Consider the following 22594-nt stretch of genomic DNA (forward strand, 5'->3'; position numbering starts at 1 on the left):
ATATATATCTTGACTCAAAATTACCAACCTCATTACATAGTTTATCTGAAAGAACACGATGGAAAATAGTTTTATAATATGCTATAATGAGCGTTAGTGTGGAAAAGTATGCATTATATTTAAAATAGAACATAATTAAACAAGAAACCAATATAAAACAACATGGAGGAACAACAGTGGCTCACATTGATCAGAGTAAAATAAGAAACTTTTGCATTATTGCCCATATTGACCATGGAAAGTCAACTTTGGCAGATAGAATTATTGAAAAAACAGGATTGTTAACAAGCAGAGAAATGCAGGCACAGGTTCTTGATAATATGGAACTAGAGAGAGAACGTGGAATAACGATTAAGTCACAGGCAGTAAGAACGGTATATAAGGCAAAAGATGGAGAAGAATACATTTTTAACCTTATCGATACACCGGGACATGTCGATTTTAACTATGAAGTATCACGAAGCCTTGCAGCATGTGATGGTGCAATCCTTGTTGTCGATGCAGCACAGGGTGTAGAAGCACAGACTTTGGCAAATGTTTATATGGCACTTGATCATGACTTGGAAGTATTCCCTGTTATCAACAAGATAGATTTGCCTAGTGCAGATCCTGAAAGAGTTATAAATGAAATAGAAGATGTAATCGGACTTGAAGCTCATGATGCACCACTTATTTCAGCAAAAACAGGATTAAATATAGAAGAAGTATTAGAACAGATAGTGGAAAAAATACCGGCACCACAGGGAGATGTTGACGCACCACTTCAGGCATTAATATTTGACAGCTTATATGATGCGTATAAGGGAGTTATTGTTTTTTGCCGTTTAAAACATGGTGTTGTAAAAGCAGGTATGAATATAAAAATGATGGCTACGGGAGCAACAGCAAATGTAGTTGAAGTAGGATATTTTGGAGCAGGACAGTTTATTCCATGTGATGAACTTAGTGCAGGCATGGTTGGATATATTACAGCCAGCATCAAAAACGTAAAAGATACGCGAGTAGGTGACACTATTACTAATGCAGATAATCCTTGTGCAGAACCACTTCCCGGATACAAAAAAGTTAATCCTATGGTTTACTGTGGACTTTATCCGGCAGATGGAGCAAAATATCCTGATTTAAGAGATGCTCTTGAAAAATTACAGTTAAATGATGCAGCTTTGCAGTATGAACCTGAAACATCACTTGCATTAGGATTTGGCTTCAGATGCGGATTTTTAGGATTGCTTCATTTGGAAATTGTACAGGAAAGACTTGAGCGTGAGTACAATCTTGATTTAGTTACAACTGCACCTAGTGTTATTTACAAAATATATAAAAATGATGGAAGTGTTATAGAACTTACAAATCCTTCTAATTTGCCTGACCCAAGTGAAATTGAGCATATGGAAGAACCTATTGTTCATGCGGAAATAATGGTAACAACTGAATTTATCGGTGCTATTATGGAATTATGTCAGCAAAGAAGAGGAACATATATAGGAATGGAATATGTAGAAGGTTCAAGAGCATTACTCGAATACGATATTCCGTTAAATGAAATAATATATGATTTCTTTGATGCACTTAAATCCCGCTCAAGAGGATATGCGTCATTTGATTATGAATTGAAAGGATATGAAGCAGCTAAGTTAGTTAAACTTGATATTCTTATTAATAAGGAAGAAGTGGATGCACTTTCATTTATAGTTCCGGATGTTACAGCATATGAACGAGGCAGAAAAATGTGCGAGAAACTTAAAAATGAAATACCACGTCAGTTATTTGAAATTCCAATTCAGGCAGCAGTTGGAAGTAAAGTAATTGCGAGAGAAACAGTTAAGGCAATGCGAAAAGATGTTTTAGCTAAATGTTATGGTGGCGATATTTCACGTAAGAAAAAACTTCTTGAAAAACAGAAAGAAGGAAAGAAGAGAATGCGTCAGGTTGGTAACGTTGAAATACCACAGGAAGCATTTATGGCAGTACTCAAATTGGACGAAGATTAATATAAAAGGTCTCTTTGCAGCAGGCAGAGGGACCTTATTAGTTGAAAAGAGAGGTAAAAATGAGCAAACATTTAGAAATATATATCCATATTCCGTTTTGCGTAAAAAAATGTGATTATTGTGATTTTCTCTCCGACAGGGCAGATTGCAAAACTAAAGAGGAGTATGTGGATGCGTTAATAAAAGAAATTGAATTGTCAAAAAATGTTTTGAATGGATATGAAGTAGATTCAATCTTTTTTGGAGGAGGAACCCCTTCTATATTGGAATCACATTTATTTGAATGCATAATGAATGCAGTAAAAAAATATGCAAATATAAATGAAAATGCAGAAATAACAATAGAATGTAATCCGGGCACTTTGACAAGAGAAAAATTAGAAGTTTACAAGAAAACCGGAGTGAACAGATTAAGCATAGGACTTCAGTCGGCAAATGATGATGAATTAAAAAGCATCGGAAGAATACACACATGGCAGGAGTTTTTGGATAATTATCGAATATCAAGGGAATGTGGATTTGACAATATTAACATTGACTTAATGAGTGCACTTCCGGGACAAACGATTTCATCATATAATGAAACTCTAGAAAAGGTAGTTGCCTTGAATCCAGAGCACATATCGGCGTATAGCCTTATAGTAGAAGAGGGCACGATAATGTATGACAGAGTAAATGAAGCAGCACTGCAGGGAAAGGATATACTTCCTGATGAAGATACTGAGCGTGAAATGTATTACATGACAAAGAATATCTTAGAAGAAAATGGATATCACAGATATGAAATATCAAATTATAGTAAAGAAGGCATGGAATGCAGACATAACGTAGGATATTGGCAGAAAAAAAATTATATTGGCTTTGGAATAGGAGCAGCTTCTTTATTAGAAAATGAACGATATAATAATATTTCAGATTTAAATAAGTACATTGCTTTCATAAATGAAATATACAATTGCGAAGATAATATGGATGAAATGACAGCTTTTCAATATGGAAGTGAAGAAATGATGGATTATTTATTTGAAGATGAAGATGATTATGAATTTGAAAATAATAATCAACAATCAAGAGAAGATGAATCTGTATTCGAAGAAAAAATTTATCGAAAGAAAAGTGATAATGATACAGACTTTGATACTGATTATAATAGATTAGGTTCAATTCATAAAAACATTGAAAGACTCTCTAAAAATGATCAGATGGAAGAATTTATGTTTTTAGGCCTTAGAATGATGGAAGGAGTAAACAAAACTAAATTTGAAACACTTTTTAATAAGAAGATAGAAAACGTATACGGTAATGTCTTAGAAAAACTCACACAGGAGAAATTATTGAAAACCGAAAACGACAATATAAAACTTACCGAAAGAGGAATTGATGTAAGCAATGTAGTATTATCAGAGTTTTTATTATAATATGGAAAATATTCTATTTAATACTAATAAAAATCATAGCACAAACCGGATAAATGTATATAATAACGAAAGAGCATTTGCCACCGTCGGTTCAATGTTACATCATATGGAATGACTAGAACCGAAGGTTCTAATGTCAGACCATATGATGGAACATTAGAACTGCTACGAGTGGCAAGCAGCGAAAGCGTTCTTTCGATATTATATACATTTTTAATTGCAAGCAGCGAAAGCGTTCTTTCGATATTATATACATCCTTAAGGTTTGTGCTATTTTTCTATGTTCACAAATTATTTACAAAAGTTTCTATAATTTTTTTTGCAAAAATGTTGACAAATAATATGGTGGGTGCTATTTTAATTTATGAAAGATGTTAGCACTCAAAACTGACGAGTGCTAATAAAGTAGAAAGGAGATGGAATATGGAACTGACAGAGAGAAAAGTAAAAATATTACAGGCAGTCATTCGTAACTATTTGGAAACAGGCGAGCCCGTTGGTTCAAGAACCATTTCTAAGTATACAGATCTTAACTTAAGTTCAGCAACCATTCGTAATGAGATGGCTGACTTAGAAGAGATGGGATATATAGTTCAGCCTCATACATCAGCAGGACGAATTCCTACAGATAAAGGTTACAGACTTTATGTTGACGATTTAATGAAAGAAAAAGTTCAGGAATTAGACAACAGAGAAAAGAAAGTAACTGAAAGAGAAAACCTTTTATTTGAAAAGGTTGATAAGGTTGAAACCCTTCTTCAGAATATGGCGAAGATGCTTGCAACCAATACTAATTATGCAACAATGATTTCAACATCAAGGGATAACGAAGATAAGATAAAATTCATTCAGTTGTCACTTATGGATGACAATCAGATTTTATGTATTGTTGTTTCGGGAAGAAACAGAGTAGTAAACAAGATTATAAAAGTTAAAGACCAGATTAATGAAGAAATGGTTTTGAGACTTAATGTGGCACTCAATACAAGTCTTGCAGGATTAGCAGTTGAGCAGATTAACATAGCTGTTATTTCAACACTTACATCTAATGCAGGTGAACATAAAGAATTAGTAACAGATGTGTTACAGGCAATTACAGAAGCCATTGCATCAGAAGCACAGATGAAGATTTATACATCAGGTGCAACGAATATTTTGAAGTATCCTGAATTAAGCAGTAACGAGAATGCAAGTTTGTTGCTTTCAACATTTGAAGAAAAGAAGCCATTAACCAATTTGGTAAATGATAATGAAACAGGAATTCAGGTTTATATCGGTGAAGAAACTCCGGTAGAAGGAATGAAGGATTGTAGTGTTGTAACAGCAACTTATGAATTAGAAGATGGCATTAAAGGTACCATCGGAGTTATAGGTCCGAAGCGAATGGATTATGAGAAAGTTGTAGAGACATTAAGAACAGTTAAGGGCCAGTTAAGCGATGCTTTCAAGAAGGAAGACGAATAGAAAGGAAGGTCCAATGGAAAAGAATATTAACGATATGCCTGAAGAAGAAAAGGTAGAAAAATCTGAAACTGAAGAAGAAACAGTAGAAGATACAAATGAAACAGTAGAAACTGAAAAAGAAACAACAGAAGATACTAAAGAAGATAAAGACAAAAAAGAAGCAGAAGATAAAAATTCTTCAGACAAAAAAGAAAAGAAAAAAATATTTGGAAAGAAAGATAAGAAAGACCAGCAGATAGAAGAGTTAACTGATAAACATCAAAGACTTATGGCTGAATTCCAAAACTATAGAAACCGTAGCGAAAAAGAAAAATCAGCAATGTTTGAAGTTGGTGCAAGATCAATTATTGAAAAACTTCTTCCGATTGTAGATAACTTTGAAAGAGGTATCGCAGCATTATCAGAAGAAGAACAGAAATCACCAACAGGTCAGGGAATGAATTTAATATATAAGCAGTTGATGACAGCATTTGAAGAAATGGGAGTTACAGTCATTGAAGCTAAAGGCCAACAGTTTGATCCGGAATTACACAATGCAGTAATGCATGAAGACAATGACGAATTAGAAGAAAATGTTGTTGTTGAGGAATTCCAGAAAGGCTATAAATATAGAGACAGTGTTATAAGACATAGCATGGTTAAGGTAGCTAATTAATTTTACAAATAAGAAATTATTTAACATATATTTGAACTCGGAAAACCGAGAAATAAGAAAATTATCAATTTAGGAGGAAATATATCATGGGAAAGATTATTGGTATTGACTTAGGAACTACAAATTCATGTGTAGCAGTTATGGAAGGTGGAAAACCTACAGTTATTACAAATGCAGAAGGTGTTAGAACAACTCCATCAGTAGTAGCATTTGCAAAATCAGGTGAAAGATTAGTTGGTGAAACAGCTAAACGTCAGGCAGTTACAAACGCTGACAAGACAATCTCTTCAATTAAGAGACATATGGGAACAGATTACAAAGTAGCAATTGATGATAAGAAATATACACCACAGGAAATTTCAGCAATGATTCTTCAGAAGTTAAAAGGTGATGCTGAAGCTTACTTAGGTGAAAAGGTATCAGAAGCTGTTATTACAGTACCTGCTTACTTCAATGATGCACAGAGACAGGCAACAAAAGATGCAGGTAAGATTGCAGGACTTGATGTAAAGAGAATTATCAACGAGCCAACAGCTGCAGCATTAGCTTATGGTCTTGATAATGAAAAAGAACAGAAGATTATGGTATACGATTTAGGTGGTGGTACATTTGATGTATCTATTATTGAAATTGGTGATGGTGTAATCGAAGTATTATCAACTTCAGGTGATAACAGACTTGGTGGTGATGACTTTGATGAAGCAATTACAAATTATATGATTTCTGACTTCAAGACAAAGACAGGTGTAGACCTTACAACAGATAAGATGGCACTTCAGAGAATTAAAGAAGCAGCAGAAAAAGCTAAGAAGGAACTTTCTTCAGCAACACAGACAAACATTAACATCCCTTACATTACAGTAACAGCTGAAGGACCACAGCATTTTGATTTAACTCTTACAAGAGCTAAATTTGATGAATTAACAAGAGCATTAGTTGAAAGAACAGCAGTTCCTGTACAGAATGCATTAAGAGATGCCGGAATTACAGCAGCTGAACTTGGAAAGGTATTATTAGTTGGTGGTTCAACAAGAATCCCTGCAGTACAGGATAAGGTTAAACAACTTACAGGTCATGAACCATCTAAGAGTTTGAATCCTGATGAATGTGTAGCAATCGGTGCATCAATTCAGGGTGGTAAACTTGCAGGTGATGCAGGCGCAGGCGAAATCTTACTTCTTGATGTTACTCCACTTTCATTATCAATTGAAACAATGGGTGGTATCGCAACAAGATTAATTGAAAGAAATACAACAATTCCTACAAAGAAGAGCCAGACATTCTCAACAGCAACAGATAACCAGACAGCCGTTGATATCAACGTAGTACAGGGTGAAAGACAGTTCGCAAGAGATAACAAGAGCCTTGGACAGTTCAGACTTGATGGAATCCCACCAGCAAAGAGAGGTGTTCCACAGATTGAAGTTACATTTGATATTGATGCAAATGGTATCGTAAATGTTTCAGCTAAGGATTTAGGAACAGGAAAAGAACAGCACATTACAATTACAGCAGGTTCAAATATGTCTGATGAAGATATCGATAAGGCTGTAAAAGAAGCTGCTGAATTTGAAGCACAGGATAAGAAACGTAAGGAAGGCATTGATGCTAAGAATGAAGCTGATTCAATGGTATTCCAGACAGAAAATGCTTTGAATGAAGTTGGTGATAAGATTGATGCAAATGATAAGGCAGCAGTTCAGGCTGACATCGATGCATTAAAGGCTGTAATTGCTGAAATTACAGATGACCAGAACATCACAGATGCTCAGATTGAAAGCTTAAAGAATGGAAAAGAAAAATTAATGGAAAGCTCACAGAAAGTATTCTCAAAGATGTATGAACAGGCTCAGGCACAGGCTGGAGCACAGGGAGCAGGTCCTGATATGGGAGCACAGGGAGCTTACCAGGATCCTAATGCAGGAGCTGGAGCAGATGATGTAGTTGATGGTGACTACAAGGAAGTATAATCTGAATACACATATAGCACTGGGTTATAGAATATGATAGAATGTATCCCGTCCGGGTTTAGCCCGGACGGGTTTTACAAGTTATTTATACTAATATAAAAATAATGAAAATAGGACTAGGGTATGACATCCGTGTTTTATTTGCAGATTATTTATTCATACTAATATGAAAGGTGATAAAAATGGCGGAAAAAAGAGATTATTATGAGGTATTAGGCGTTGATAAAAATGCTGACGAAGCCACAATAAAAAGCGCATATAGAAAATTGGCTAAGAAATATCACCCGGACGTAAATCCTGGGGAAGAAGCTGCGGCGAAGTTTAAAGAAGCATCAGAGGCATATGCTGTACTTAGTGATGCTGATAAGAGACGTCAGTATGATCAATTCGGTCATGCAGCATTTGATGGAAGCGCAGGAGCAGGAGCCGGAGGATTTGATTTTAATTCTGCAGACTTTGGAGATATATTTGGAGACATATTCGGAGATATATTTGGCGGAGGCAGACGTAGTTCAAGAAACAGCAATGGTCCTATGAGAGGAGCAGATATTCGTGCTTCAGTCAGAATAACATTTGAAGAAGCTGTATTTGGATGCGAAAAGGAATTAAGTCTTAATCTTAAAGATGAATGTACAACATGTCATGGAACAGGTGCAAAGCCTGGAACACAACCTGAAACATGTAGCCGATGCGGAGGTAGAGGTCAGGTAGTTACAACACAGCAGAGCTTCTTTGGAACAATGCAGAATATTACAACATGTCCTGAATGTAACGGAACAGGTAAGGTTATAAAGGATAAATGTGCAACATGTCACGGCACAGGATATACTTCAAGTCTTAAAAAGATTGCAGTTACAATTCCGGCAGGTATTGATGACGGACAGAGTGTAAGAATCAGAGAAAAAGGTGAACCTGGAAGAAATGGCGGACCAAGAGGAGACTTATTAGTACAGGTTAGAATTATAGGCAATCCAAACTTCCAAAGAAATGGAATGGATTTATATACAAATACATCAATCTCATTTGCACAGGCAGCAATAGGAGGAGATGTAAGAGTTAACACTGTAGATGGAGATGTATTGTTTAACATAAAACCGGGAACACAGACAGGAACAAGAATCAGATTAAAAGGAAAAGGTGTTCCAAGTATTAGAAATAAAGCAGTTCGTGGTGATCAATATACAACTTTGATTGTAAGAGTACCTGAAAAATTGACTCATGAACAAAAAGAGTTAATTAAACAGTTAGACAAAGTATCAGGAAATACACTAAACCAAAGTGAAGATGAAAAGCCAAAGAAAAAGAGCTTTAAAGATAAATTTAAACTAGATTAAGAGATTAGAAAAAAGAAATATTGCGGATATAAAAGTAAAATTGCTTTTATATCCGTATTTTTATATATTAAAAATTTGAAAAAAATTTTATAAGTTAGAAAATATTAAAACAATCATTTAAATAAATAAAGAAGAAATAAGTAATGTATATATTAAATTAAGTAACAATAAAACAAGAAAAAATTGCAAAAAAAAGTTTTTGTGAACAATAAAACCAATGAGAGTAATCACTAATAGTCAAATTGTACAAAAACAAGCAAAAAAATAAGTGGTTTATAATAAAATATGTTGACTTTTGAAACGTTTTTAACTATACTGACTGTATAATAGTTATAAAGTTCAGGAGGAAAATTGAAATGAGAAAGAATTTAAAGAAAATCGCCACATTAGCAATGGCAGCAGCAATGGCTATCGCAGTAGTACCTGCAGTACCAACTCAGGCAGCTAAAACAGAATTAATTAAGAATGAATGGGACAGTTACTTTGGTGCTTCATCAGGATGGGCTGAAGGAGCAGAAGGAGCTTTGACAGAAAATTCTAAGTCATCTTGGACAGCCGATATGGATTCAATTGGCTGGGGTGGAATCTGGGGAGCTCAGATTAAGAATGAAAACCTTAAGTACCAGAAAGGCCAGTCATATACAGTAAGTTGTAAACTTAAAGCAACTAATTTAGATAAATGGGTTCTTGTTAAGGTTGAAGGAGATGATCCTAATGCATACGAACCTGATAAGGCTCCATTAGCATTTAAGTGGGTACAGTTACAGCAGGATAAAGAACAGACAGTAACATTAGATTTTACTTTGGCTAAGAATTATAGTGGACATCTTTCATTATACTTTGGCGTTGGCGGAGAAATGGGTGACAGAGAAGATGAACAGTTAGCAGGTCTTTACAATGGTTTAGTTACATTACCAAAGGATGGAGATCCTACATTTTCATCATCTGTAAAATGTTCTAACATTTCAGTAAAACAGGTTGCTACAACAATTAAGAAAGTAAGAGCTAAGAAAGGCGTAGCTAAGGTTACTATTAACAAGAGTGCAGTAGCAAAGAAATATGTTGTACAGTATTCAACAAAGAGCAGTATGGCTGGTGCAAAGAAAGTTGTTACGGCTAAGACAAATGCAACATTAAAGAATCTTACAAGTGGAAAGAAATACTACGTTAGAGTTGCTGTTGTAAACAAGAATGGAAAGCAGAGCAAAGAATGGAGTGCTAAGAAAGTAGTTAAGGTTAAATAATTAAAGCTACATATATAAACTGTTTGAATTGCAATAATAAATAAACAAGAGAAACCTTATAATTAGGAAGAATTCCTTTTTATAAGGTTTCTTTTATATTGGCGTGCCCGGCGATGTATGTTCCACTTTGTAACATACAGTTTATGGAGAAATAAAAAGTGAAAAGGCTAAAAGGGATATTTATAAAAGGCTGAAATGGATATTTATGAAAGGTTGCATTAAAAAGTTTTAGCGTTTATAATAAAATGATGTTTTGTGGTTTAAGAGAGGATTTTATTTATGAAATGGAATAAATATACGTTAAAAACAACAACAGAAGCTATAGATTATATAAGTGGTTTGATGATTGAACTTGGGATAGATGGAATACAGATAGAAGACAATGTGCCTTTATCAGAAGAGGACAAGAAGGCAATGTTTATAGATTATCTTCCAACACTTCCTAAAGATGATGGAACAGCATATATAAGTTTTTATACAGAGGAAGATAATGACGATGAAGCATTACTTCATAAAGTTAGAGAAAAATTAAAAGAAGCATCATTATTTATAAATGTTGGAGAGGGAACAATAGAAAAAGATATAACAGAAGACATTGACTGGGTTAATAATTGGAAACAGTTTTTTAAAGCTTTTACTGTAGGAGAATTTTATATTAAACCTACATGGGAAGAAATTGATGAAGCTCATAAAGATATGAAGATGATTGAAATTGATCCCGGGACTGCGTTTGGAACAGGAAAACATGAAACAACTCAACTTTGCATCAATCAGCTAATAAAATATGTAAAACATGGTGATACAGTCCTTGATTTAGGATGTGGAAGCGGTATTTTATCTATAGTTGCAAAAAAATTAGAGGCAGGTAAAATGGCAATGACTGACATTGATCCGGCTGCAATTACTGCATCAAAAGAAAATTTCCAGGTAAATCATATTGCGATGGATGACATTGATTTGTATGATGGAAATATTATAGATGATGAAGAATTACAGAAAAAAGTCGGATTTAATAAATATGATGTAGTTGTTGCAAATATATTAGCAGATGTAATTATTCCAATATCAGCAATCGTAGATAAATTCTTAAAGAAAGGTGGAATATTTATTTCATCAGGGATTATTTACATGAAAGAAGAAGATGTAGTTGATGCCATAAAGAAAAATCACAAATTAAAATTTATGGAAACAGTAAATCAAGGTGACTGGCGTGCAATTATGGCACAGAAGATTTTAGATTAAAAGAGTGGTATAGAATGTATAGATTTTTTGTTAATGCCGAAAATATATTAGAAGATACTATTTTAGTTACAGGTAGTGATGTTAATCATATAAAAAATGTTCTTCGTATGAAAATCGGAGAAGAAATCCTTATTAGCGATGGAAATGATAAGGAATATGTCTGCAGCATTTTAAATATGGATGATGAAAAAGTTGAAGCAAAAATATTAGATATAAACGGACCGGGAAGAGAATTGCCTATAAAAGTATATTTGTTTCAGGGATTGCCTAAAGGCGATAAAATGGAAACAGTAATACAGAAAATGGTAGAACTTGGAGTTTATGGAATTGTGCCGGTAAGTACAAAAAGGTCAATAGTAAAGTTAGATGCAAAAAAGGCAGCCAATAAAGTGAAAAGATGGAATGCCATTTCAGAAAGTGCAGCAAAACAAAGTAAAAGAGGAATAATTCCTAGAGTAAATGATGTCTGCACATTTAAACAGGCAATCGATATGGCTAAAGAATTAGACATGATTATAATGCCGTATGAAGAAGCAGATGATATGGAAAAGACAAGAAATATCATTAGAGGCTTAAAAAAAGACACATCTGTTGGAATTTTCATAGGACCTGAGGGAGGATTTGCTAAAGAGGAAGTAAATGCCGTTATGGAGAAAAATGGAACTCCAATAACTTTGGGGAAAAGAATTTTAAGAACTGAAACGGCAGGCATGGCTATTATGTCAGTAATTATGTTTATGATGGAAGAATAAGGAGCAAAAATGGAAGCGTATTTTGATAATTCAGCCACAACAGTAGTGACAGAAAATGTAAAAGATATAGTTGTAAAAGTTATGACGCAGGATTATGGAAATCCATCATCTATGCATATGGTAGGTGTAAATGCTGAAAAATATATTAAGCAGGCCAAGGAAAATATATCAAAAATATTAAAAACAGACCCGAAAGAAATATATTTTACATCAGGTGGCACAGAGTCGAATAACCTTGCAATAATAGGAAGCGCTAATGCAAATAAAAGAGCAGGAAATAGAATAATAACTACAAAAATTGAACATTCTTCTGTTGAGGCAACGATGAAATACTTAGAAGAACAGGGATTTGAGATTGTATATCTACCTGTAGATAACAAAGGCATTGTAGCTATGGAAAGCCTTAAAAATGCTATGAATGAAAATACAATTCTTGTTTCTGTTATGTTTGTAAATAATGAAGTAGGTGCAATAGAACCTATTGAAGAAATTGGAAAATATATTAAGTCAGTAAAAAAAGATGTTGTATTCCATGTTGATGCTATTCAGGCATTTGGAAAGTTAGACATAAAACCTAAAAAGCTAAATATAGATATTCTTACTGTAAGCGGACACAAAATTCATGGACCAAAAGGTTCAGGATTTATATATATAAAAGACAAAACAAAAATATCGCCAATTATATTTGGTGGCGGACAGCAAAAAGGAATGCGTTCAGGTACAGAGAATGTGCCTGGTATTGCAGGAATTGGTGAAGCGGCAAGAGCAGCTTATGAAAATTTTGATGAAAAGGTGGACAAACTTATTTCCTTAAAAGACAGACTTATTGATATTTTAAATGAAATGGAAGATGTTACTGTAAACAGTCAGAAAGGGAAAAAAGGTGCACCGCATATTGTAAGTGCAAGTTTTAGAGGCGTAAGAAGTGAAGTACTTCTTCATGCGTTAGAAGAAAGAGGTATTTATATATCAGCCGGCTCAGCATGCTCATCTAACAGACCGGCAGTAAGTGCTACTTTAAAAGCTATGAATATAGATAAAGATTTGTTAGAATCAACTGTAAGATTTAGTTTTAGCACATTAAACACTATTGAAGAAATAGAATATTGTGGGGAACAGTTAAACAGCTTGTTACCTATGCTAAGAAAATACGTTAGAAGATAGAAGGAGAGTAAAATGACACAATCACTTTTGATTAAATATGCCGAGATTGGTATAAAGGGAAAAAACAGATATTTGTTTGAAAATGCCCTTGTTAAACAGGCAAAGATTGCATTGAAACGTGTAGATGGAGAGTTTGTTGTAACAAAAGAAGCAGGAAGAATTTATGTTACTACAGAATCTGACTGCGATATGGATGAAGCAATTGAAGCATTACAATATGTGTTTGGTATTGTAGGCATTTGCCCAATGATGCAGATAGAGGACAATGGATTTGAAGATTTAGCTAAACATGTAATAAAACATATCGAAGATAACTATGAAGATAAAAATCTTACATTTAAGGTTGCAGCCAGAAGAAGCAGAAAGAATTATCCAATGGATTCCATGGAAATTAACATGGAAATGGGAGGCGTAATTTTAGATGCATTCCCTGAAATGAAGGTGGATGTTCATAATCCTGATATTGTAATTAATATCGAGATAAGAAATAAAATTAATATTTATTCAAAGATAATTCCGGGACCGGGTGGAATGCCTGTTGGAACAGCCGGAAATGGTATGCTTTTATTATCAGGAGGAATTGATAGCCCTGTTGCAGGATATATGGTTGCAAAACGTGGAGTGCATATTGATGCAGTATATTTCCATGCACCACCATACACATCTGAAAGAGCAAAACAGAAAGTTGTCGATTTGGCAAAAATCATATCAAAGTATACAGGACCAATGAATTTATATGTAGTTAATTTTACAGATATACAGATGTATATTTATGACAAATGTCCACATGATGAGTTAACTATCATTATGAGAAGATATATGATGAGAATTGCAGAGTATTTTGCAAATAAAGAAGGCTCATTAGGACTTGTAACAGGAGAAAGTATAGGACAGGTTGCAAGTCAGACAATGCAAAGCCTTGCAGCTACAAATGAAGTATGTACTATGCCGGTATTCAGACCTGTAATTGCATTTGATAAGCAGGAAATAGTAGATATTTCATTAAAGATTGGAACATATGAAACATCTATCCTTCCATATGAGGATTGTTGTACAACATTTGTTGCTAAACATCCGGTTACTAAACCAAATATAAATATTATTAAAAGATCAGAAACACATTTGGAAGAAGAAATTGACAGAATGTTTAAGGAAGCAGTTGAAACTGCAGAATTAATCGAGATAAGAAGAGACTAATTAAATAAAAAAGAGGGTAATAAAAAAGCAGGCAAACCTGCCTGCTTTTTTAGCAACATCAATTATACAAGATATGGCTTTAAAACATCTAAAATAGCGTTAACGTCATCTTCGCTATGGATGTTTAAGTCAATTGGTTTAGAAAGATCAAGACTGAAAATTCCCATAATTGACTTTGCATCAATTACATAACGACCTGATACTAAATCAAAATCAGAATCAAATTTTGTTATGTCATTTACGAAAGCTTTTACTTTATCAATTGAATTTAAGCTGATTGTAACTGTTTTCATAATAAATACCTCTCTTAAATATATTTTTATACGTCAATATTAACACGAGGCTGATAATAGGGCAATGATAAAAGTATACAAAATTTAATCAAAAAAATTGTTTGGAGTTTGTAAAAATGTTAAAAGTAGCATTACATAATTTAGGATGTAAAGTAAATGCATATGAGACTGAGGCAATGGCACAAAAGCTGGAAGATGCCGGTTACGAAATTGTACCATTTAATGAAAAGGCCGATGTGTATATTATAAATACATGTTCAGTTACAAATATGGCAGATAGAAAATCGAGACAAATGCTTCATAAAGCTAAGAAAATGAATGAAGATGCAGTAGTAGTTGCAGCAGGATGTTATGTTCAGACAGCAACAGAAAAATTGTTAGAAGATTTGTCTGTTGACATTCTTATTGGAAATAATAAGAAAAAAGATATAGTTGAAGAACTTCAAAAATATTTTGATGATAACAAATATAATAAAAATGTAATTGATATAAATGCTACAAATGAATATGAAGAGTTAGAGCTGGCAACCGTAACAGAACACACCAGAGCTTATATAAAAATTCAGGATGGATGTAATCAGTTCTGTTCATATTGTATAATTCCTTATGCAAGAGGAAGAATCAGAAGTAGGGAATTTGACAATATAAAACAGGAAGTTACAGAACTTGCACAAAAAGGATTTAAAGAAATCGTACTTACAGGTATTCATTTAAGTTCATATGGCAATAATGAAAATAAATTAATAGATGTTGTTGAAATGATTGCCGGAATTGAAGGTGTTGAAAGAATAAGATTAGGTTCTCTTGAGCCAAATATCGTGACTGAGGATTTTGCAAAACGATTAGCAAAAGTTGATAAAATATGTCCGCATTTTCATTTGTCAATGCAGAGTGGATGTGATAATACATTAAAAAGAATGAATAGACATTATACATCTGACGAATATTTTGAAAAATGCGAACTTTTAAGAAAATATTTTGACAATCCGGCATTTACAACGGATGTAATCGTTGGATTTCCAGGTGAAACGCAGGAAGATTATGAAATCTCAAGAGAATTTGTAAAAAAAGTAAGATTTTCAGAATTGCATGTATTTAAATATTCAAAACGAGATGGTACTGTTGCTGCAAAAATGGAAAATCAGATTCCAGAGCCTGTAAAGACAGAAAGAAGCGAGGATTTGATTAAAGTTGGCGAAAAGCTTACAATGGAATATAGAAGAAAATTTATAGGAAAAAAGGTAAGCGTATTGTTTGAAGAAATAATTAATGTAGCAGGAGAAAATTATTGGGTAGGTCACACAAAAGAATATATTAAGGTTATAATGAAGAGTGACAAAGACATATCAGGAGACGTTAAAAACGTTTCATTAATTGGATTTGTAAATGAGTGTTTAAATTGTGAAAATATTGAAAAAAAAGGTGTGGGCAAGGAAATAATGCTTGCCACAATATAAGTTTTATATTAGTATAAAGGTACATGGAAAATGCCAAAAGGGCAAAAGGACGGGATAAGATGAGTAATTTAGGAAACACACAATACTTCAAAGTTCCACAGGAACAGAAGTTAGGCGTTGAAGAGATTTTAGAAAGAGTATATCAGGCGTTAGCAGAAAAAGGATACAATCCGGTTAACCAGATTGTAGGTTATATTATGTCCGGAGATCCTACATACATTACAAGTCATAATAATGCCAGAAGCCTTATTATGAAAGTAGAACGCGATGAATTAATTGAAGAAACAGTTAAGTATTATATCAACAACAAATTAAAATAAGCAACGGCTATACAAATGGGAGTTTCATTGAAGAAACTCTTTTTTGTAGCAAAAGCCCGGAAATGCGACTGCGCTTGCGCAGAGCCGCATGAGCCGGGCGCAAGAACAGCGAGAAACAAATGTTTCGAGCTGGCGAAAGCGTAAGCGGCGAAGCCGATTAGCAAAAGCCCGGAAATGCGACTGCGCTTGCGCAGAGTCGCATGAGCCGGGCGCAAGAACAGCGAGAAACAAATGTTTCGAGCTGGCGAAAGCGTAAGCGGCGAAGCCGATTAGCAAAAGCCCCAAAATGCGACTGCGCTTGCGAGCCCACGGTTTGGCAGGGCTTATTCTGTATGCTTAAAGGAGAAATGTTATAATGAGAATATTAGGACTTGATTTTGGCTCAAAGACAGTAGGAGTTGCAATTACAGATCCGTTAGGGATGACTGCACAGGGCATGGAAATAGTGAGAAGGGAATCACCTAATAAATTAAGAAAGACTCTTTCAAGAATAGAGACAATTATTAAAGAAAATGATGTTGAATTAATAGTATTAGGATTACCTGTAAATATGGATGGAAGTTCAGGTGAAAGAGTTGAAAAGACAAAAGAATTTGCAGATATGCTTACACGTAGAAGCGGAGTGGAGATTATTTTTCAGGACGAACGATTAACAACGGTTGAAGCATATGAAATAATGAATGAAGCAGGAATAAAAAGGGAAGACAGATACAAATATGTTGACCAGATTGCTGCCACAATTATTCTAGAGGATTATCTTAATTCGCATCGTTAAAAGTTATATGGTAGGAATATGACTTTTCATAACAGACTATGTATAGATATTTTTATTAACTGTCAGGAAAAATCATTAATTTGATGGAATGTACGCAGATAAATAGTTAGATTAATTAAAAAATGAAGGTATTATTTCGTGAAGGATAGGAATGTTTATAATTATAAATAATAATTATAAATGCCTAATTAAGTACTTTGCAGATACCAAAGTTAGTATAGAAAAGTAATAGGAGGAAACAAAATGAACGAAGTTCATTTTCTATAAATGTTTCCGACGAATAGCCGCCGACCGAAGGGCGGGGGTATTACATATTTTTCAGGAGGAGATATAGTCAAATGGATGGAAAGATAATTTTCAAAAATGAGCAGGGTGAAAATGAAGAATTCACAGTTTTATTAGAAACAAAAGTAAATAATATAAAATATATTCTTGTTGAAAAAGAAGATGAAGAGATAGCATATATTTTTAAGGACACATCAGATGATAGTAGTGAAGAAGCTGTTTATGAAGTAGTTTTAGATGAAGATGAAGTAGGATATATCGGAAAGATTTTTTCAGAACTATTAGAAGATGTAGATTTAGTATAATACGAATATGAACGGAGAAATATAGGAGGGAAATATTAATGAGCGAGACTGGAAAGTTGAAAATAATTCCATTAGGCGGTTTAGAGCAGATTGGAATGAATATGACAGCTTTTGAATATGAAGATGGCATAATAGTAGTCGATTGCGGATTGTCATTTCCGGATGATGATATGCTTGGAATAGATTTAGTAATACCGGACATTACTTATTTAAGAGAAAATAAGGACAAGATAAAAGGATTTTTTATAACACATGGACATGAAGATCATATTGGTGCGTTACCATATGTTTTAAAAGAAATCAGTGCACCATTGTATGCAACAAAACTTACAATGGGAATTATAGAAGGAAAGCTTGAAGAACATCAGATCAAAGATATAGTTAAAAGAAAAGTAGTTAAATATGGTCAGAACATAAATGCAGGTAAATTCAGAGTTGAATTTATTAAGACAAACCATAGTATAGCTGATGCGGCAGCATTTGCCATTCATACACCTGTTGGTGTTATTGTTCATACAGGTGACTTTAAGGTAGATTATACACCTGTATTTGGTGATGCAATTGATTTAGCAAGATTTAGTGAATTAGGAAAAAAAGGCGTATTGGCAGTTATGTGTGACAGTACAAACGTATTAAGACCTGGATTTACACCTTCAGAAAGTACGGTTGGTGCAACATTTGACCACATTTTTTCAGAACATCCTAAGACAAGAATTATTATTGCTACATTTGCATCAAATGTAGACAGAGTTCAGCAGATTATCAATTCAGCTGACAAATACAACAGAAAAGTTGTAGTAGAAGGAAGAAGTATGGTTAATATTATTTCAGTTGCAAAAGAATTGGAATATTTAAAGATACCTGATAATACATTGATTAATATTGAAGAAATGAAAAATTATACTGATGACCAGTTGGTACTTATTACAACAGGAAGTCAGGGAGAATCAATGGCAGCCCTTTCAAGAATGGCAGCATCACTTCATAGAAAAGTAAGTATTAAACCGGGAGATACTATTGTGTTTAGTTCAACACCTATCCCTGGAAATGAAAAAGCTGTAAGTAAAGTAATTAATGAATTATATATGAAGGGGGCAGAGGTTATTTTCCAGGATACACATGTTTCAGGGCATGCGTGTCAGGAAGAAATTAAATTAATATATTCTCTGTTAAAACCTAAATATGCAATACCTGTACATGGTGAATACAGACATTTAATGGTTCATGGACAGTTAGTTCAGAAATTAGGAATTCCTAAAGAAAATGTATTTATTATGAAATCAGGGGATGTTTTAAGTATTGATGAAAATGATGCAAAGATTACAGGAAAAGTCCCTGCAGGTTCCGTATTAGTTGATGGTCTTGGAGTAGGTGATGTAGGTAACATCGTTCTTAGAGACAGACAGAATCTTGCTGAAAACGGAATTATAATTGTGGTACTTACTTTGCAAAAATATACAAATCAGTTACTTGCAGGACCTGATATTGTAACAAGAGGTTTCGTATATGTAAGAGAGTCAGAAAATCTTATTGACGAAGCAAAGGAAGTTGTGGCAGAAGCATTAGACAACTGTTTAAGTAAAAACTCAGTTGACTGGGGTAAAATTAAAATGGTTGTAAAAGATAGTTTAGGTGAATATTTATGGAAGAAGATGAAGAGAAATCCAATGATTCTTCCAATAATCATGGAAGTTGAATAATCCGGGAGGAGCTTATGGTTAGGCGAAAAACATCAGAAGGCTTTGCAAGAGTTATGAGTAAAGTATTAAAATATTTGGTGATGTTTGTTGTCATTTACTATTTTGCAGCAGCAGCTTTTGTATTTGGCAGACAGTTATTCACAGACAAGGGAGCAGCACCTGCACCTGGGATGGATATGACAATTGAAGTAACTAAGAACACATCGATAAAAGATTTTGCAAAGACATTAGAAGAATACGGAATTATAAATGATGATAAAGTATTATGGGTTCAGTCATTTATATATGAAGTAAAGGTTGTAAAGCCAGGAACATATACTTTCAATACTTCTGATAATGGTGAAAAAATATTAAAAGTTATCAAAAGTGAAGGTAAAACTGATGAAGAAGAGACAACAACGGAATAAGAGAGGTTGATATGATAGTAAATGAAAGAATTGTATCATATATGCATTCGTTGGAAAAAAATAATAGTCAGGTTTTAGAGCAGATAGAAATAGAGGCTCATAAGGACAATGTGCCGATTATCAGAAAAGAAATGGAAAGTTTCTTAAGAGTTATTCTGGCAATAAAAAAACCTAAAAGAATATTAGAGCTGGGTACCGCAGTTGGGTACTCAGCCATTTTAATTAGTGAATGTTTAGATGAAGATGGAAAAATTACTACAATAGAAAATTATGAAAAAAGAATTCCTATCGCAAAAGAAAATATAAAAAAAGCAGGAAAAGAAAATGTGATTACTCTTTTAGAAGGAGATGCGTTGGAAATTATGCCTACACTAAAAGATGATAGCTTTGACTTTGTATTTATGGATGCGGCAAAGGCTCAGTATATTAATTTTCTTCCGCATGTTTTAAGATTAATGAAAACAGGAGGAGTACTAATTACTGACAATGTTCTTCAGGAAGGTGATTTGATAGAATCTAAATATGTTGTAAGAAGAAGAGACAGAACAATTCATAAACGAATGCGGGAATATATGTATGAAGTAAAGAACAATGAACAGTTAGAAACATCCATCGTTCCAATTGGAGATGGAATAACAATAAGTGTAAAGAAGAGATAAATATGAGAAATGTAGAATTATTAATTCCGGCAAGCAGTCTGGAAGTTTTAAAAACAGCAGTAAAATATGGGGCAGATGCCGTATATATTGGTGGAGAAGTATTTGGACTTAGAGCAAAAGCGAAAAACTTTTCATTAGAAGAAATGCGGGAAGGTGTAAAATTTGCACATGAACATAATGTGAAAGTATATGTTACTGCAAATATACTTGCCCACAATGCAGATTTAGAGCCTGTAAGAGCTTATTTTGAAGATTTAAAAACAGTAAATATGGATGCACTTATAATCGCTGACCCTGCAATATTTACAATTGCCAAAGAAATGCTTCCGGATACTGAAATTCATATCAGCACTCAGGCTAATAATACAAATTATGGAACATATAATTTCTGGTACAATCTTGGAGCTAAGAGAGTTGTAACTGCAAGAGAATTATCAATGAAGGAAATAAAAGAAATAAGAGAACATATTCCTGATGACATGGAAATCGAAACATTTGTTCATGGCGCAATGTGTATTTCTTATTCAGGAAGATGTCTTTTATCAAGTTTTATGGCAGGGCGTGATGCAAATAAAGGCGCATGTACTCATCCGTGCAGATGGAAATATGCCGTTATGGAAGAATCAAGACAGGGACAGTATATGCCTGTTTATGAAAATGAACGTGGAACATATATTTTTAACTCAAAGGATTTGTGTATGATAGAGCATATTCCTGAACTTATAGATGCCGGGATTGACAGCTTTAAAATTGAAGGAAGAATGAAAACAGCACTTTATGTTGGAACAGTTGCAAGAACATACAGAATGGCAATCGATGATTATTTAGAAAGCCCTGATAAGTATTATGCAAACCTTGATAAGTACAGGGAGTTAATTTCACAGTGTACATTCAGACAGTATACAACCGGATTTTTCTTTGGAAAACCGGACGAGACAACGCAGATATATGATAAAAATGTATATGAAAGAAATTATGTTTATTTAGGACTTGTTGGTGAAAAAGTTGGAGAACATAAATATACAATAACTCAAAAAAATAAATTCTGTGTTGGAGATACAATCGAGGTTATGAAAAAGGATGGAAGGGACATTGAAGTTAAAGTTATTTCAATTCAGGATGAAGAAGGAAATGAAATGGAAAGTTGTCCACATCCACAACAAAAATTATTTATTGATTTAGGAATTGATTTAGAACTTGGAGATATTCTTAGAAAAAAAGATGTTGTAACTGCGTAAAATAAATAAGAAATGACAGGCACCCGTTATATGATTTGTGCATAAAATGTATAAAGCATGTGACGAGGTGCCTTTTTTGAAGACATTTAAAGAGCCTTTGACACCAAAGGAAGAGAAAAAATATCTGGAAAGATATGCACAGGGAGATAAGCTGGCGAAGGATATATTAATAGAGAGTAATTTACGCCTTGTTGCACATGTAGCAAAAAAATATTCGGGTGAGAGAGATAATGAAGATTTAATTTCCATTGGAATAATAGGCCTTATAAAGGCAATAAATTCATATGATATAAATAAGGGAAACCGTTTAGGAACCTATGCGGCAAAATGCATTGAAAATGAAATGCTAATGATGTTTAGAAATGAGAAAAAAAGAAGCAGGGACGTATCGCTAAATGAACCAATAGGAACAGATAAAGAAGGAAATACAATATGTCTTATAGATGTTGTTGAGTCAGATAATGAGGACGTAATAAGTAATATGGAAAGACAGGAAAATGTAGAAATGATTAGGGATATTGTAGAAAATAAACTGACCAAACGAGAAAGAGAAATAATAGAGCGGCGGTATGGAATGAACGGGAGGGAGAGCGAGACGCAGAAAATAATTGGTAAGGATTTAAACATTTCAAGGAGCTATGTAAGTCGTATTGAAAAGAGAGCATTAGAAAAAATAAAATCGGCAATTGACTATTCATATAAAATGTGATAACTTATAACCTAA

At 33.7% G+C, this 22594-nt stretch carries 22 protein-coding genes; 21 read left to right on the top strand and 1 reads right to left on the bottom strand.

The window, feature by feature from the left end:
• The first annotated feature begins 176 nt into the window (after positions 1–176).
• From lepA to thiI, 12 genes are all read left to right on the top strand, one after another.
• On the top strand, positions 177–1991 hold the full coding sequence (lepA, locus tag DWW96_RS06780) for a translation elongation factor 4 (protein ID WP_022089242.1): 1815 nt from the start codon (positions 177–179) through the stop codon (positions 1989–1991).
• A gap of 59 nt (positions 1992–2050) precedes the next feature.
• Positions 2051–3409 carry a radical SAM family heme chaperone HemW gene (hemW, locus tag DWW96_RS06785; protein ID WP_117909894.1) on the top strand — a complete coding sequence of 453 codons (1359 nt, stop codon included), beginning with the start codon at positions 2051–2053 and terminating at the stop codon, positions 3407–3409.
• Positions 3410–3520: 111 nt separating this feature from the next.
• Positions 3521–3787, top strand: a complete 267-nt coding sequence (locus DWW96_RS13830) for a hypothetical protein (protein ID WP_147339815.1) — start codon at positions 3521–3523, stop codon at positions 3785–3787.
• Between the two features lie 45 nt (positions 3788–3832).
• Positions 3833–4873 carry a heat-inducible transcriptional repressor HrcA gene (hrcA, locus tag DWW96_RS06790; protein ID WP_022089240.1) on the top strand — a complete coding sequence of 347 codons (1041 nt, stop codon included), beginning with the start codon at positions 3833–3835 and terminating at the stop codon, positions 4871–4873.
• A 13-nt stretch (positions 4874–4886) separates the two neighbouring features.
• Positions 4887–5528: a nucleotide exchange factor GrpE gene (grpE, locus tag DWW96_RS06795; protein ID WP_022089239.1), complete on the top strand. Its 642-nt coding sequence runs from the start codon at positions 4887–4889 to the stop codon at positions 5526–5528.
• A gap of 86 nt (positions 5529–5614) precedes the next feature.
• Positions 5615–7498, top strand: coding sequence for a molecular chaperone DnaK (dnaK, locus tag DWW96_RS06800; protein ID WP_022089238.1), 1884 nt, complete (start codon positions 5615–5617; stop codon positions 7496–7498).
• A gap of 182 nt (positions 7499–7680) precedes the next feature.
• Positions 7681–8832: a molecular chaperone DnaJ gene (dnaJ, locus tag DWW96_RS06805; protein ID WP_117909895.1), complete on the top strand. Its 1152-nt coding sequence runs from the start codon at positions 7681–7683 to the stop codon at positions 8830–8832.
• A 356-nt stretch (positions 8833–9188) separates the two neighbouring features.
• Positions 9189–10076, top strand: coding sequence for a fibronectin type III domain-containing protein (locus DWW96_RS06810; RefSeq protein WP_022089236.1), 888 nt, complete (start codon positions 9189–9191; stop codon positions 10074–10076).
• A 279-nt stretch (positions 10077–10355) separates the two neighbouring features.
• Positions 10356–11318, top strand: coding sequence for a 50S ribosomal protein L11 methyltransferase (prmA, locus tag DWW96_RS06815; RefSeq protein WP_117909896.1), 963 nt, complete (start codon positions 10356–10358; stop codon positions 11316–11318).
• Positions 11319–11332: 14 nt separating this feature from the next.
• Positions 11333–12070, top strand: coding sequence for a 16S rRNA (uracil(1498)-N(3))-methyltransferase (locus tag DWW96_RS06820; protein WP_117909897.1), 738 nt, complete (start codon positions 11333–11335; stop codon positions 12068–12070).
• A gap of 9 nt (positions 12071–12079) precedes the next feature.
• Entirely contained in the window at positions 12080–13234 is a 1155-nt protein-coding gene (locus tag DWW96_RS06825; protein WP_117909898.1) for a cysteine desulfurase family protein, read from the top strand.
• Positions 13235–13246: 12 nt separating this feature from the next.
• Complete coding sequence (gene thiI / locus DWW96_RS06830; protein ID WP_117909899.1) at positions 13247–14431, top strand: tRNA uracil 4-sulfurtransferase ThiI; 1185 nt, start codon at positions 13247–13249, stop codon at positions 14429–14431.
• Positions 14432–14493: 62 nt separating this feature from the next.
• Here the strand turns inward: thiI and DWW96_RS06835 are convergent, their stop codons facing one another.
• Entirely contained in the window at positions 14494–14724 is a 231-nt protein-coding gene (locus DWW96_RS06835; protein ID WP_022089231.1) for an HPr family phosphocarrier protein, read from the bottom strand.
• Positions 14725–14840: 116 nt separating this feature from the next.
• Here DWW96_RS06835 and mtaB point away from each other — a divergent pair, with 116 nt between their 5' ends.
• From mtaB to sigK, 9 genes are all read left to right on the top strand, one after another.
• Entirely contained in the window at positions 14841–16181 is a 1341-nt protein-coding gene (gene mtaB / locus DWW96_RS06840; protein ID WP_117909900.1) for a tRNA (N(6)-L-threonylcarbamoyladenosine(37)-C(2))-methylthiotransferase MtaB, read from the top strand.
• A 59-nt stretch (positions 16182–16240) separates the two neighbouring features.
• Positions 16241–16501 (top strand): IreB family regulatory phosphoprotein, encoded by a 261-nt coding sequence (locus tag DWW96_RS06845; protein ID WP_022089229.1) that lies wholly within the window; start codon positions 16241–16243, stop codon positions 16499–16501.
• A 355-nt stretch (positions 16502–16856) separates the two neighbouring features.
• Positions 16857–17276 (top strand): Holliday junction resolvase RuvX, encoded by a 420-nt coding sequence (gene ruvX, locus DWW96_RS06850; RefSeq protein WP_022089228.1) that lies wholly within the window; start codon positions 16857–16859, stop codon positions 17274–17276.
• A gap of 338 nt (positions 17277–17614) precedes the next feature.
• Positions 17615–17866: a DUF1292 domain-containing protein gene (locus DWW96_RS06855; protein WP_022089227.1), complete on the top strand. Its 252-nt coding sequence runs from the start codon at positions 17615–17617 to the stop codon at positions 17864–17866.
• Between the two features lie 38 nt (positions 17867–17904).
• Positions 17905–19566 carry a ribonuclease J gene (locus DWW96_RS06860; RefSeq protein WP_022089226.1) on the top strand — a complete coding sequence of 554 codons (1662 nt, stop codon included), beginning with the start codon at positions 17905–17907 and terminating at the stop codon, positions 19564–19566.
• Positions 19567–19580: 14 nt separating this feature from the next.
• A complete protein-coding gene (locus DWW96_RS06865) occupies positions 19581–19973 on the top strand; it encodes a hypothetical protein (RefSeq protein WP_117909901.1) in 393 nt (130 codons plus the stop codon).
• An 11-nt stretch (positions 19974–19984) separates the two neighbouring features.
• Positions 19985–20632: an O-methyltransferase gene (locus tag DWW96_RS06870; RefSeq protein WP_022089224.1), complete on the top strand. Its 648-nt coding sequence runs from the start codon at positions 19985–19987 to the stop codon at positions 20630–20632.
• Between the two features lie 2 nt (positions 20633–20634).
• Entirely contained in the window at positions 20635–21870 is a 1236-nt protein-coding gene (locus tag DWW96_RS06875) for a U32 family peptidase (protein WP_117909902.1), read from the top strand.
• 76 nt (positions 21871–21946) lie between these two features.
• The gene (gene sigK, locus DWW96_RS06880; protein ID WP_117909903.1) at positions 21947–22579 is read left to right on the top strand and encodes an RNA polymerase sporulation sigma factor SigK; all 633 of its coding nucleotides are present in this window, start codon (positions 21947–21949) and stop codon (positions 22577–22579) included.
• Positions 22580–22594: the final 15 nt, after the last annotated feature.

The sequence above is a fragment of the Eubacterium sp. AF17-7 genome, assembly GCF_003461285.1.
Taxonomy (GTDB): domain Bacteria; phylum Bacillota; class Clostridia; order Lachnospirales; family Lachnospiraceae; genus Eubacterium_U; species Eubacterium_U album.